The organism is Arthrobacter sp. P1_D4 (genome assembly GCF_056406115.1).
This window is the reverse complement of record NZ_JBFUAU010000014.1, coordinates 32470-45162: the sequence shown is the minus strand read 5'-3', so window position 1 is coordinate 45162 and position 12693 is coordinate 32470. Positions and strand designations below refer to the sequence as shown.

Genomic DNA, 12693 nt, shown 5'->3' with positions numbered 1-12693 from the left:
ATTGCCATTATGTGACGCGGCGTTACCTTGCGTGAACTGGTGTTGCCGCACCGTTGTTCCGCTATGTGACGCCGCCCTATCGTCGATGCATGGCAATTCAGGACATTTACCCCACGGCGCTGCGCCTCCTCGGCCGTCCCGTGCTGGTGGTCGGCGCCGGACCGGTGGCCGCCCGGCGCACCAAGGGGCTGCTCGACGCCGGAGCCCGCGTCACCGTCGTGGCCCCGGCCGCCTGCCCGGCGATCGCCGAACTTGCCGGCGCCGGCCTCCTGAACTGGGAGCCCCGCCCGTACCGTGCGTCCGACGTCGACGGCGTGTGGTTCGTCCAGACCGCCACCGGCGACGCCGCCGTGGACGCCCAGGTCTCCGCCGACGCCGAGGCGCAGCGCATCTGGTGCGTCAACGCCTCCGACCACGAAGCCTCCGCCGCCTGGACGCCCGCCGTCGCCGTGGTGGACGACGTCAAGATCGCCGTCAACGCCGGCGGAGACCCGCGCCGCGCCATGGCCCTGCGCGACGCCGTCGCCACGGCCCTGGCCACCGGAGACCTGCCGCTGCGCCGCCACCGGGTTCCCGGCACGGGGGCAACTCCCGGATCCGTGGCCCTCGTGGGCGGCGGTCCCGGCGACACCGGACTCATCACCGTCCGCGGCCGCCGGCTCCTTGGCCAGGCCGACGTCGTGGTGGCGGACCGGCTCGGCCCGCGTGAACTCCTGGCCGAACTGGCCCCCGATGTCCGCGTGGTGGAGGTCGGCAAGACCCCCGGCCACCACCCGGTGCCGCAGTCCGAAATCAACCGGATCCTGGTCGAGGAAGCCCTGCAGGGCCACCGCGTGGTCCGGCTCAAGGGCGGCGACCCCTACGTGCTGGGCCGCGGCGGCGAGGAAGCCGAATTCTGCCGGCAGCACGGCGTCGAGGTCGAAGTGGTTTCCGGCGTCACGTCGGCGATTTCCGTCCCCGCCGCCGCCGGCATTCCGGTCACGCACCGCGGGCTGGCCAAAGGCTTCAGTGTGGTCACCGGCCATGAGGAACTCTCGGAAGTCCCGGCCCGTGCCGACCACACTGTGATCCTGCTCATGGGTGTGGGCCAGCTGCGCGATTCCGCAGCCTCCCTGGGCCGCGCCGGTTTGCCTCTTCAGACGCCTGTTGGCATCGTAGAGAATGGATACCTGCCAAACCAGCGGGTGACCATCGGAACCCTCGGGACCATCGCGGACCAGGCGGAGGCCGCAGGCGTAGCGAATCCCGCCGTGATCGTGATCGGCGACGTGGTCCGCGTCAGCCCGTTCGCGCCGTCGCACTTCAAGACCGCGGACTACAGCACCACCTCCCCGAACGCTCCCCGCACCACCAAGACCCGCGTACTGACCCCCTAACACCCGTCGATTGCTCCACAACTGCCGTTATCAAGCCCCAAAAGGGCGTTTGTGGAGCAACGGATGCAGAAGAAAAAAGGAACACAGCCGTGTCAACTAGCACCCCCGTAGGAACCGCCGCCCGCCCGCTGCGCGTCGCCGTCGTCGGCTCCGGTCCCGCCGGCGTCTACGCCGCGGACATCCTGACCAAGAGCGAGGCCGTCAAGAGCGGCGAGCTCACCGTCAGCATCGACCTCTTCGACCGCTACCCGGCACCCTACGGTCTGATCCGCTACGGCGTGGCCCCCGACCACCCCCGCATCAAGGGCATCGTCAACGCCCTGCACAAGGTCCTGGACCGCGGCGACATCCGGTTCTTCGGCAACGTGGACTACGGCACGGACTTGTCCATGGATGACCTCCGCACCCACTACGACGCCGTCATCTTCGCCACCGGCGCCATCAAGGATGCTGACCTCAACATCCCCGGCATCGAGCTCGAGGGCTCCTACGGCGGCGCCGACTTCGTGTCCTGGTACGACGGGCACCCCGACGTGTCCCGCGAATGGCCGCTGGAGGCCAAGGAAATCGCCGTGATCGGCAACGGCAACGTGGCCCTCGACGTGGCCCGCATGCTCTCCAAGCACGCCGACGACCTCCTGGTCTCCGAAATCCCGGACAACGTCTACGCCGGGCTGAAGTCCTCGCCGGTCACGGACGTGCACGTGTTCGGCCGGCGCGGACCCGCCCAGGTCAAGTTCACGCCCCTGGAACTGCGCGAACTCTCCCACTCCAAGGACGTGGACATCATCCTCTACGCCGAGGACTTCGAGTTCGACGCCGAATCGGACCGGCAGATCCAGAGCAACAACCAGACGAAGACCATGGTGGGCACGCTCACCAACTGGATCGCCGAACAGCCCGAGGACCTCTCCGAGCTCACCGCGTCCCGCCGGCTGCACCTGCACTTCCTGCACAGCCCCGTCGAGATCTACGCAGAAACCATAGACGGCGCCGACGCGCCCGGCCGCGTCGCCGGGATCAAGTTCGAGCGCACCGAACTGGACGGCACCGGCAACGCCCGCGGCACGGGCGAGTTTGTCGAGTACCCGGTCCAGGCCGTGTACCGCGCCATCGGCTACTTCGGCTCCGCCCTCCCCGAGGTCGAGTTCGACCACAGCAAGGGAGTCGTCCCGAACGACGGCGGCCGGGTCCTGGACGCCGCCGGCACCCACGTGCCGGGGATCTACGCGACAGGCTGGATCAAGCGCGGCCCGGTGGGACTGATCGGCCACACCAAGGGTGACGCCCTCGAAACCGTGACCTACCTGCTTGAGGACCGCGAAAACCTGCCGCTGGCCGCGGCGCCCGCCCCCGAGGCGATCGTCGAGCTCCTGGCGGGCCGCGGCGTCGCGTACACGAGCTGGGAAGGCTGGCTGGCCCTGGACGAGCACGAGCGCGCCCTCGGTGAAAAGGCCACCGCTGCCGGCGGGTCGCACGGCGTCGCCGTCCAGCGCGAGCGCATCAAGGTGGTGCCCCGCGAGGACATGGTGGAGATCTCCCGCGGCGCCGCCGTCGAGGTCTAGCCTCGACGCAGAGCAACGACGCAGAGCAACGACTCAGAGCAACGCGGGGTGACTTCGCGCCCATTCCAGACAGGAAGAGGGTCGCGAAGTGGCCCCGCGTCGTTTTCATGGCCTCCAAGGGCGTGGAAACCCGGGTGGTAGTCAGTAGGCTTACCGTCATGGATGAACACTCGCCCGGGGCCGGCCAATGAGGCTCCGCCACAGCAACGCGTCCGGCCGCGGATACCGCAGGGTCCCCGCAGGGACCGGGTTCAGTTACAAGGACCTGGACGGTTCCACCCTGCCGCCGGGCCCCGTGCGGGAACGGCTCGAGGGCATCGGGATCCCGCCGGCCTGGACCGACGTCTGGATTGCCCCGTACGACAACGGGCATATCCAGGCCACGGGCGTCGACGCGGTGGGCCGGCGGCAGTACATCTACCATCCGAGCTGGCGGGAACGGAAGGACCGGCTGAAGTTCGACCGTTCGCTCCAGCTGGCTGAGACCCTGCCGGCCGCACGCCGCCTGGTGACCATGGACCTGCGCTCCGAAGGGCTGACGCGGGAACGCGTGCTGGCGGCCGCCTTTCGGATGCTCGACAGCGGATCATTGCGCGTCGGCTCGGAGCGCTACACCAACGAAAACGGCAGCCACGGCCTCGCCACCCTGCTCTGCGCCCACGTCAAGGTGCGCAAGGACGAACTCCGGCTCAGCTTCCCGGCCAAGAGCGGCAAGACCTGGGAGTCGCGGATTGACGACGCCGACCTCGCCGCCGTCGTGCGCCAGCTCAAGCGCCGCGGCGGCAACGCCCGCCTGCTGGCCTACAAGGACGGCCGCAGCTGGCATCCGGTGTCGAGCGCGGACATCAACGAGTACGTCAAGGAGCGCACGGGGGAGGACTTCACCGCAAAGGATTTCCGCACCCTGCGGGGGACGGCGGCGGCAGCGGTCAGCCTGGCGCAGAGCGGCCCCCAGGCGAAGGTCTCTGCCCGGAAGAGCGCGGTGAGCCAGGCCATGCAGGACGCGGCCGCGGTCCTGGGCAACACACCGTCGATCGCCCGGAAAAGCTACGTGGATCCCCGGCTGCTGGACCACTTCGCGGCCGGGGAAACGATCGACCCGAGGCGGCTGGATTCCGCCGAGTCCGAGATCCGCGCCCTGCTGTACCAGGAAGGGGACGTGGTGCCGCTGCGGAAGGCCGCCGGCTAGGGCGCGGCCCGGCGGCACCTCAGAACTCGGCGTTGATGAACCCGATGACAATCGCCGTCCACCAGCACAGCTGCGAGATCACCAGGCACAGCAGCAGATGGACCCGTTGCCCGGCGGCCAGGTCCCTGAACGAGGCGTCGGGCGTCAGCCTGGCCAGCCGCCGCATGAGCGGAATGAGCATTATCCCGTTCAGGCTGAGCACAAGGACGGCCGCGAGCTTGAGGTCCGTCATCGGGTTGCTCAGGTGCGGGTTCAGGAACGCGCCCGTGGCCAGCATGCCGGCCAGACCGCCCCAGATCAGCGGTGTCGCCGCGCCGTCGAGCCTGATGGTTTCGGCCAGGTCGCGTCTGCCGATCAGCCACAGGAAGCCGTGCCAGTCCATCAGGACGACGGCGCCAAAGGCCACCACCATCGACAGCACGTGCAGCACGACGGCGACATGGTGGACATAGGTGTCGACATGGACCGCGGTGGACAACGTGACCGAGAGCAGCCAGGCCGCGGCGGCCGCGGCGGACAGGCCGGCCACAAGCCGCCGCGTGGACCGCTCAGATTCACGGTGCCGTCGGAGGGTGCGTCTGCTCACCGGAACGTAGCTCATGCCATACCTCTGCGAGACCTGCCGCGGTGGCCGTCCCAGCCCGGCCCGGGGTAGCTCCACGATAGTCCCGCGGGCGGATGCCAACAAGGAAATCCCCGCCCAGGGCGGCGGCTACATCCGGCCGAAGCGCGCCCGGACCAGCGCGAACACGCCGTAGGCAATGAAGCCCGCCCCGATCGCCAGGAGCAGGTACGGGCCGAAGGGGTGGTCCCGGAGCGCCTTGAGGCTGCCGTCCAGGCCGGTGGAGGAACCGGGATTGTTGGTCGCCGCGGCCACGACGAAGAGCAGCCCGGTCAGGATCAGCGCCAGCCCTTTCGAGACGTGGCCGGTGACGCCAAGGGCGCTGATGACCCTGCCGCGGCGGGTCCCCTCGAAGTGCTGCAGTTCCTCCTTGAACTTCTTCCCGAAGCCCTTGACGATGAAATACACGCCGATTCCCATGATGGTGAGTCCGAGGCCGACCAGGGCCGGAACCCCCAGCGGTGACTGGACCAGGGCCGTGCTGAAATCCCGGGTCGAGTCGCCCGAATCGCCGCGCTGGCCGAGCCCGAAGCCCGCGAAGCTCAGCCCGACGCTCCCGTACGCGATGGCGAGGAAGCCGGAGGAAATGAGTTTGCCCAGCTGCTCCCGGCGCGGCAGGTGGCGGCCCCGGAGCGTCGCCTCGCTCAGCTGCCAGAGCGCGAGGCCCGCGCAGGCGATGCAGGCCGCCCACATCACCGCCGGACCCCAGGGGTTGGCGGCGAGTTGTTCGATGGCGCCGGTGGGTTCGGCCTGGCCCGGCGCGCCCAGGACCAGGGCGACGGCGATGGCCCCGATCACGATATGAAGCAGCGCCATCACCGCGAATCCGGAACGTGCGACGACGTCGAGCGCGGTGCTGTTCGACGCCGCCTCCGCGGTGTCGACGGCGTCGCCGAGGGTGGCTTCGATCCCGGACTCTTCTTCTGCCATGGTGATGCGGGTATTCCTCGTCTGGTCCGGTGGAACGGCGGTGTGCCGTGTCGTGCCTGCGGCGGTGTGCCTATGCCGCCGATTCTACGCGCGGCGAAGTGGCAGCCGCGTGGACTACCGCGTTTTTGGTAAGTGTGCTTACCATAGCCGAGTCATGGCCCCGCTCGTGGACATGCCGCGGACCGGCAGCCTTGCTGCCCCCGCGATTCGGATTCGAAGACAGATGATAGGAAGCTCAACATGGCAGGTAATCTTGTTGCCCGATCCATTCACGACCTGACGGCAGCCGCCTGGTTCGGCGGTTCCCTGATGGGCGCCATTGGGCTCAACGGTGCTACGGCTGTTGCCAAGGACCCTGCGGAACGTACCCGCCTCTCAAGCCTGGGCTGGAAGAATTGGGCGCCGTACCAGACGGCGGCGATTGGGGCGCATTTTCTTTCGGGCCTCGCCATCATGTGGGAGAACAAGGGCCGGATGGCCAAGCAGGACGGCGTCACGCGCCTGAGCGTCTACAAGTCCGTCGTCACCCTCGCCGGAGCCGCTGTGACCCTGTACGCGGGCCTGCAGGGAGCCAAGGTGGACAAGCTGGCCGCCGAGGGCGCCAAGGGTGCCACCGAGCCGAAGCCGGGTGCCTCCGAGGAACTCCGTTCCGCGCAGCAGCAGCTGAAGATCCTGCAGTGGACCATCCCCGTATTCGCCGGCTGGGTGGTCGTGCTCGGCGCCAAGCACGGCGAGATGCAGCGGCCCAAAAACGTCCTGAAGGGCCTCGTCCGCTAGCCCTGGCACAGCCGGTATGCGCCACTGTTGAGGGCCGGAACATCGCGTTCCGGCCCTCAACAGTGGCAGTCGCACTCTCGCCGGAACAGCACTCTCTCGCCGGAACAGCACTCTCACGCCGGAACGGGGGGAGCCGAGACTGCGGCCCGGCCCTTCGATTGCCGGGCCCGCAGGATGATCTTGAAGATTTCACCGAGGAACAGCAGCACCACGCCCGGCACCAGGCAGAGAAGCCACTGCTGGCCGGTAAGCGGCAGCGTGCCGAACAGGTCCTGCATCACCTTCATCTGGGTGATCAGCATCGACCCGAGGACGGCCCACGCGAACGCCCAGAGCAGCTTCGGGTTGGACACCGTGGCGGGCCCGAAGGCGCTCTCGGTCGGGTAACGCAGATTGAGCGCCACGAAGATGTTCATCAGCCCCAGCCCCACCACGGCCATGGTCTGGCCGACCTCCAGTGAACCGTAGGTGGTCTTGCCGATCTGCACGAGGACCAGCGTCGCGGCCGCCATGAAAAGCCCGACGACGAACAGGCGGACCATCATCGACCGGACGAGGATCGGCTGGTTGAAGGGCCGCGGTTTGCGGTCCATGATGCCCGGCGTCGCGAGATCCAGGCCCATCACGGCCCCAATCGGGGCGACGATCGCCATGTGGATCCACAGCACCTGGGCGGGGCTGAGCAGGGCCGTGCCGGCTATGGCGAAGGCCGAGGATCCGATGAACGCCAGAATGAACATGAACAGGTTGGCAACCTGGATCCGGATGAACTTCTGCAGGTTGTCGTACACGAGCCGGCCCTCTTCGACCGCCGCGACGATGGTGGCAAAGTTGTCGTCGGCCAGGATCATCTTGGCCGCACCCTTGGCGACGTCGGTGCCGGTGATGCCCATCGCGATCCCGATGTCGGCGGCCGCGATGGCCGGCGCGTCGTTCACGCCGTCGCCGGTCATGGCCACGATGTTGCCCTTGCGCTTGAGCACCTCGACCAGCCGTACCTTGTGTTCGGGGGCGACACGGGCGATCACGCCGATCCCGTCTACCTGGCTGTCGGCCTCCGCGTCGCTCATCGCCGCGAACTCGGCCCCGGTCACCGCGCGGCCCCTGATGCCCAGTTCGTCGGCGATCGCCGCAGCAGTGACGGCGTGGTCGCCGGTGATCATCCGGACCCGGATGCCGGCGTGCTTTGCCTTGGCGATGGCGGCCACCGCCTCGGCGCGCGGCGGGTCAACCTCGCCGATCAGCGCCGAAATCTCCAGATCCTGCATCAGCGCCATCAGGTCGCCCGAAGGCTGGAACGTCGCCGGGTCGAACTCGCGCTGCGCAAGGGCGAGCACCCGCCTGCCCTGGCTGGCGATGCGATCGTTCTCGGCAAGCACCTTGCCCCGCATTTCGTCGGTGAGGCGCTCGGCGTGGCCGCCCGGCATCCGGCCGAACGAGGACCTGCTCAGGAGGACGTCGGGTGCCCCCTTCACGTAGGCCCGGATCACGGGCATGCCATCGTCCCCCGGCATCCGGTGGAACGTGGCCATGAACTTGTAGTCGGAATCGAACGGTACCGACGCCACGCGCGGGTTGTTCCGGCGGAATTCCCTGACGTCCACGCCGCCTTTCTGCGCGAGCACGTAGAGCGCCGCCTCAGTGGGGTCCCCGACCACCTCGCCGTCGTTGATATCGGAGTCGTTGCACAACGCGCAGGAGAACATCACGTAGTCCAGGTCCCGTTCGGCGTCCCCGGTGGTCCGTTGGATCTGGCCGTCGAAACTGTAGCCCTCACCGCTGACGGTGTAGTGGTGCTGCACTGTGGTGATCTCGCGGACCGTCATCTGGTTCAGGGTCAGGGTGCCGGTCTTGTCCGAGTTGATGGCCGAGGTGGAGCCCAGGGTCTCGACCGCAGGGAGGACCTTCATGATGGCGTTCTTCTTGGCCATATTGACCGACCCGACCGACAGGATGGTGGTGACGACGGCGGGCAGCGCATCCGGGATGGAGCCGACTGCCAGCGCCACACCGATTCCGAAGAGCACCGCGAAGGACTCGCCGGAGGCCAGGCCCATCACGACGATGGCGATAAACGCGAAGAGGGCCGCGACAATGATGAAGATGGTGAGCCGGTCGACCTGCTTGGTGAGCGGGGTCTTCTCCACTTTCTGCCCGGACAGCATGTGGGCGATGTGGCCGACCTCCGAGCCCATGCCGGTGGTGGTGACGAGGATTTCGCCGTGGCCCCGCGTCACGTTCGTGTTCATGAATGCCATGTTCAGGCGGTCGCCGATGCCGACGTCGTGCCGGCCGATGGTCTCGGTGTCCTTCTCGACGGCGACGCTCTCCCCGGTCAGGGCGCCCTCCTCGATCTGGAGGGTTGCCGCCAGGATGATCCGGCCGTCGGCGGGGACGCGGTCACCGGCATCGACCACCACGATGTCGCCGGGGACGATCTGTTCGGCGGGGAGCTCCACAACGTCACCGTCGCGGCGCACCTTGGCCATAGCCTTCATCATCTCCCCCAGGGAGGCAGCGGCTTCTTCGGCCTTGCCCTCCTGGTGGTACCCCAGCCACGCGTTGAACAGCGTCAGCAGGGCAAGCCCAATAGCGGTTCCGTATTCCGCGATCAGCAAGCTGACCAGGGCGGCGACCACAAGGACGATCTGCATGTAGTCCTGATAGTGCTTGAAGAACCGTTTCCATACCGGCTCCTGCTTAGCGGCGGCCAGGGCGTTCGGGCCGTACTCCTGCAGCCGCTGCTGCGCCTCTCCCGTGCTTAACCCGCCAACTGGATCCACCTTCAGCTCGGCCGCCACTTCAGCCGGTGCCAGCGCGTACCAGCTCGCGTCAGCCTCCGCCGGGGCCACCCCAGCTACTGCTCCGGGATCGTCGCTCATGACTTCCTCCTCATCGCCGGGGCGCTGCTTAGAACGGGGTGGGGATGTGCCGCACGGACAGTGCCGGCTCGGTGTAATCGCCGGCCTTCTGGCGCTTGGGGAGCTCGACGTCAAGCCCCGGGTACGGCTCGTAGGGCACCTGGCTGAGAATATGGCTGATGACGTTGAGCCGGCCGCGCTTCTTGATGTCATTGTGCGCGATGTACCACGGCGCCCAGGCGGTGTCGGTCGCCTCGAACATGGCGTCCCGGGCCCGGGAATAGTCGTACCACCGTTTGTAGGACTTCAGGTCCATCGGAGAGAGTTTCCAGGTCTTGCGCGGATCATCCATGCGGCTCTCGAGCCGCCTGGTCTGCTCGTCCGCACTGACCTCGAGCCAGTACTTGAGCAGGATGATCCCGGAGTCGACCATCGCCTTCTCCACCATCGGGGTCATGTCGAGGAACCTCTGGGTCTGTTCCGGGGTGCAGAAACCCATCACCCGTTCGACGCCCGCACGGTTGTACCAGCTGCGATCGAAGATGACCACCTCGCCCGCCGCCGGGAAGTGCGACATGTAGCGCTGGAGGTACATCTGCGACTTCTCCCGCTCGGTCGGTGTGGGGAGCGCGACCACGCGGAATACCCGGGGGCTCACCCGCTCGACGATGCGCTTGATCGTGCCGCCCTTGCCGGCCGTGTCGCGGCCTTCGAAGACGATGCAGATTTTGGCTCCGGTGGCCTTCACCCACTCCTGCATGGCGACCAGTTCACCCTGCAGGACCTCCATCTCCGCTTCGTACTTCTTGCGCGGCATCTTCTTCCCGGCGCGCTCGTCCTCTGTGTCGGAGCCCTTGGACTTTTTCTTCTTGCCCACCATCGACCTCCTCGCGACGTACTTGCTGAGGTAAACCACAACACTGCGACACCGGCGAGACTGTCATCCAACGAGACCGGCACCCCGGCCCGGGACTGGGGCGCAGCTGCACTTGTCGCGGGCACCCTCGTGCGGCGTCCTGCCATTCTTAGTGTTGACCGCGGCTGGAGTCCGGTCTACGGCACTAAGACCCTAATGGGCGCCGGTGGAACCGGGTCTCTCTCGGCCGAGCCGGCCCCTGCTGCTGGGCGCAGGGGCCGGCGGTCCGGACTCGGCGCTGACGCCGATGATGACGGAAACCCGCCTGGCCGCGAGGCCGGTGCGCGGGTGGCGGCCGCCACTGAGACAGAGCATCTTCCGCGCACCTTGGGAAAGTCTTGGGTTACTCCTGGAGCCATTCCGCGCAGGAATTCAGGTTCCGGGTGACGCTTTCGACGGCGGCCGCCTCGTCGCGGGCGGCAATCGCAGCCACGAGTTCGTCGTGGCCCTCGTGCGGCAGGCCGTTGAAGCCTCCCCGACGCTGCTGGCGGAGCAGGTCGTTGTGGAATACGCTGCCGAAACTGACATACAGCTCATGCAGCAGCGGGTTGGCGGACGCCTCGGCCACGCGCGCATGGAAGTCCCAGTCTGCCCGTGCCCACGCGGCGTAGTCCTCGGCGAGCCAGGCGGCACGGCGGGCGGTGAGCAAACCGCGCAGGGCGGTGAGGTCGTCGGCCGTCGCATGCCGTGCAGCGAGCCGGGCCGCCTGGGTGTCCAGCCCGACCCGGACCTCGAGGATGTGCTCCTGGGAGTGGTCCTCATACATGCGCTGCGTGGCGCCTGCGATCTCGCTCGTGGCGCGGACATACGTGCCGTCCCCGCGGCGGACCTCGAGCATTCCGCTGTGGGCCAGCGCTTTGATGGCCTCACGCAGGGTGCCACGGGAAACCCCAAAGGCGGCCATCAGCTCAGGTTCGGCCGGAATGCGCTGCTGCAGCGGCCACTCGCCCGAGTGGATCAGGGCCCGCAGCTTGGCAGTGATTTCCTCCGCCAGCGGTGGCCGGTGCGAAGCTGTGAGTGTCATGGCCGGGTTCCTTCCGAGGCGTGCGGGGCGGTGGCCCGCAGCTTTTTGGCTGCCAGTTCCTTGGCCCGCAGCTCCTTCGGACCGGCCGAGAGCAGGTGGCCAACCGCGATCTGGCCGAGGGCCACGGCCAGCAGCAGGGCCAACGGCAGCGTCCAGGAATTGGTGGCGCTGTGCAACAGGCCCATGCCGAACGGGCCGAGCGTCGCCAGCAGATACCCGGCGGACTGGGCCACGGTGGACAGCGCGGTGGTCTCGGCCGTGCTGCGGCCGCTGCGGCTGATCATCACCATGACCAGCGGGAAGATGCCGAGGCCGAAGCCCACCAGCACAGCGGTCAGGGGAGACCAGGCAGGGGGGAGGATCAGCATGGCCAGGATGCCCAGGGCCATGGTCACGGTGGCAAGGTAGAACGCCGTCCGCAGCATCCGGGGGCGTGAGCCGATGGCCACCAGCACCATGCCGGCGGGGACGGAGACGAGCTGCATGAGTCCGAACATGAGCCCGCTGTCGGAGGCGGTGAGGCCCATGGTGGCCAGCATGTAGGGGAACCAGCTGAGCACGGCATAGGCCAGGAGCGCCTGCACCGTGAAGCCGAGGGTGATCAGGGCGCCCGTGCGGGTCCGCAGCAGGGGCCATGGCGAGACCCGGGCAGCCTTGGTCGCGGGCGCGTTGCGGTGGGCGTGCACAGCGATCGGGAGGAAGCCGAGGCACGCCCCCAGGGCCAGGAATCCGATCGCGCCGACGCCCGCCGACGGCGAGCCCAGGGCCTGGGCCACCGGAACGATCAGCACGGCGGTGGCGGTGGCGCCTGTGGTCATGGTCAGCGTGTAGACGGCGGTCATGAGGGACGTGCGGTCCGCGAAGTGCACGCGGATGAAAGAGGGCATGGCCACGTTGCAGATGGCCAGCCCGGACATCCCCGCCACGGTACCGGCCAGCAGCATCCCGGTGGACGGGACGCCGCGGAGCAGCAGCCCGGCGGCCAGCATCACGAGGGAGAGCAGAATGGCTTTTTCCAGCCCCAGCTGCCGGGTGAGCCAGGACGTGGCAGCGCCGGCCACCGCGAAGCACAGCGTGGGGATCGAGGGGAGCAGCGCTGCGATCAGCGGGCCGTAGCCCAGGACAGCCTGCAGGTCGTGGAAAAGCGCGGCGGCGCCGGTGATGCCGGCGCGCAGGTTGAGCCCGATGAGCACGAGCGCGACGACGCCGGCCACGATCACGCCCCGCGGGCGGACCGCGCCGGGTGGAGCTGTCTGGGAAAGTGCGGAAACCGCCGTGCTGCTAGCCATACCTAAAGGTTAGACGTTTGATGTTTGTGACTCAGCCTTTAGTGGCGAATATCTCTGCAAGTGACGGAAAGCAACGCGGGGTCACTTAGCGCCCATCCCGGGCCGCTCAATGGGCGCTAAGCGACCCCGCGTTGCTTGAGTTGC

10 protein-coding genes are annotated in these 12693 nt (G+C 68.0%); 4 read left to right on the top strand and 6 right to left on the bottom strand.

The features are described from left to right. The first annotated feature begins 89 nt into the window (after positions 1–89). The 3 genes from cobA to AC1D0A_RS14810 all read left to right on the top strand — a co-directional run bounded on the left by cobA (position 90) and on the right by AC1D0A_RS14810 (position 4130). Positions 90–1376, top strand: coding sequence for a uroporphyrinogen-III C-methyltransferase (gene cobA, locus AC1D0A_RS14820; RefSeq protein WP_476946124.1), 1287 nt, complete (start codon positions 90–92; stop codon positions 1374–1376). A gap of 89 nt (positions 1377–1465) precedes the next feature. After that, complete coding sequence (locus AC1D0A_RS14815; RefSeq protein ID WP_243181976.1) at positions 1466–2941, top strand: FAD-dependent oxidoreductase; 1476 nt, start codon at positions 1466–1468, stop codon at positions 2939–2941. Positions 2942–3128: 187 nt separating this feature from the next. Continuing rightward, complete coding sequence (locus AC1D0A_RS14810) at positions 3129–4130, top strand: DNA topoisomerase IB (protein WP_243181977.1); 1002 nt, start codon at positions 3129–3131, stop codon at positions 4128–4130. Between the two features lie 19 nt (positions 4131–4149). On the opposite strand, the gene AC1D0A_RS14805 is transcribed toward AC1D0A_RS14810, so the two are convergent. Beyond that, positions 4150–4731: a hypothetical protein gene (locus AC1D0A_RS14805; protein ID WP_476946123.1), complete on the bottom strand. Its 582-nt coding sequence runs from the start codon at positions 4729–4731 to the stop codon at positions 4150–4152. Between the two features lie 111 nt (positions 4732–4842). Further along, on the bottom strand, positions 4843–5682 hold the full coding sequence (locus AC1D0A_RS14800) for a DUF1206 domain-containing protein (RefSeq protein ID WP_476946122.1): 840 nt from the start codon (positions 5680–5682) through the stop codon (positions 4843–4845). Positions 5683–5922: 240 nt separating this feature from the next. Here AC1D0A_RS14800 and AC1D0A_RS14795 point away from each other — a divergent pair, with 240 nt between their 5' ends. Beyond that, positions 5923–6459: a hypothetical protein gene (locus tag AC1D0A_RS14795; RefSeq protein WP_476946121.1), complete on the top strand. Its 537-nt coding sequence runs from the start codon at positions 5923–5925 to the stop codon at positions 6457–6459. 113 nt (positions 6460–6572) lie between these two features. Here AC1D0A_RS14795 and AC1D0A_RS14790 read toward each other — a convergent pair whose 3' ends face one another. The 4 genes from AC1D0A_RS14790 to AC1D0A_RS14775 all read right to left on the bottom strand — a co-directional run bounded on the left by AC1D0A_RS14790 (position 6573) and on the right by AC1D0A_RS14775 (position 12549). After that, a complete protein-coding gene (locus AC1D0A_RS14790) occupies positions 6573–9341 on the bottom strand; it encodes a cation-translocating P-type ATPase (RefSeq protein ID WP_476946120.1) in 2769 nt (922 codons plus the stop codon). A gap of 28 nt (positions 9342–9369) precedes the next feature. Continuing rightward, positions 9370–10200 (bottom strand): polyphosphate kinase 2, encoded by an 831-nt coding sequence (gene ppk2, locus AC1D0A_RS14785; RefSeq protein WP_476946179.1) that lies wholly within the window; start codon positions 10198–10200, stop codon positions 9370–9372. Between the two features lie 379 nt (positions 10201–10579). Next, positions 10580–11260 carry a FadR/GntR family transcriptional regulator gene (locus AC1D0A_RS14780; protein WP_028276684.1) on the bottom strand — a complete coding sequence of 227 codons (681 nt, stop codon included), beginning with the start codon at positions 11258–11260 and terminating at the stop codon, positions 10580–10582. Beyond that, positions 11257–12549: an MFS transporter gene (locus AC1D0A_RS14775; protein ID WP_476946119.1), complete on the bottom strand. Its 1293-nt coding sequence runs from the start codon at positions 12547–12549 to the stop codon at positions 11257–11259. Before AC1D0A_RS14775 ends, AC1D0A_RS14780 begins: the two co-directional genes overlap by 4 nt. Positions 12550–12693: the final 144 nt, after the last annotated feature.

Excerpts from the sequence above, each read along its gene's own strand:
- cobA (WP_476946124.1), top strand. The coding sequence starts at position 90 with ATGGCAATTCAGGACATTTACCCCACGGCGCTGCGCCTCCTCGGCCGT.
- AC1D0A_RS14810 (WP_243181977.1), top strand. The coding sequence starts at position 3,129 with ATGAGGCTCCGCCACAGCAACGCGTCCGGCCGCGGATACCGCAGGGTC.
- AC1D0A_RS14805 (WP_476946123.1), bottom strand. The coding sequence starts at position 4,731 with ATGAGCTACGTTCCGGTGAGCAGACGCACCCTCCGACGGCACCGTGAA.
- AC1D0A_RS14800 (WP_476946122.1), bottom strand. The coding sequence starts at position 5,682 with ATGGCAGAAGAAGAGTCCGGGATCGAAGCCACCCTCGGCGACGCCGTC.
- AC1D0A_RS14795 (WP_476946121.1), top strand. The coding sequence starts at position 5,923 with ATGGCAGGTAATCTTGTTGCCCGATCCATTCACGACCTGACGGCAGCC.
- AC1D0A_RS14790 (WP_476946120.1), bottom strand. The coding sequence starts at position 9,341 with ATGAGCGACGATCCCGGAGCAGTAGCTGGGGTGGCCCCGGCGGAGGCT.
- ppk2 (WP_476946179.1), bottom strand. The coding sequence starts at position 10,200 with ATGGTGGGCAAGAAGAAAAAGTCCAAGGGCTCCGACACAGAGGACGAG.
- AC1D0A_RS14780 (WP_028276684.1), bottom strand. The coding sequence starts at position 11,260 with ATGACACTCACAGCTTCGCACCGGCCACCGCTGGCGGAGGAAATCACT.
- AC1D0A_RS14775 (WP_476946119.1), bottom strand. The coding sequence starts at position 12,549 with ATGGCTAGCAGCACGGCGGTTTCCGCACTTTCCCAGACAGCTCCACCC.